At 60.1% G+C, this 361-nt stretch carries 1 protein-coding gene; it reads right to left on the reverse strand.

From position 1 onward, the window contains the following. Positions 1-361, reverse strand: a 361-nt coding sequence (locus tag JIN85_RS21555; RefSeq protein ID WP_234047557.1) for a hypothetical protein, incomplete at both ends; no start/stop codon positions are given.

The following is a 361-nucleotide window of genomic DNA, read 5'->3' on the forward strand; positions in this document are numbered from 1 at the left end:
CATGCCACCATTCGTCGGCGAGCTCCGCCGTGACGCCGATGGTCGCCGCTGCTGATTTTGCCTGGGCAAGCGTGGGTCTTCGATTGGATCTCGGAGGCGTTGCGTTTGGCTCTTGCGCCCGCGCTATCTCTCTCTCCCTATCCTTCTGGTTTCTGGTCTCTGGTATATCCCAGGGAATCGGGCGGGAATTCTCCGGGAATCCGCCGGGAGGTTTCCGGGAACTTGGCGGGAGTGTTTCGGGAGTGTCGCCGGAATCATTCGGGAAGAGCGCGGGAAACAAGCGGGAGACCAACTCGCGGTATGCCCATATCTGCCGTTCCTTGGCTTTCTTCGAATTCCGGGAGCGTTCCCGTTCCACTTC

This window comes from Luteolibacter pohnpeiensis (assembly GCF_016595435.1).
Classification (GTDB): Bacteria; Verrucomicrobiota; Verrucomicrobiia; order Verrucomicrobiales; family Akkermansiaceae; genus Luteolibacter; species Luteolibacter pohnpeiensis.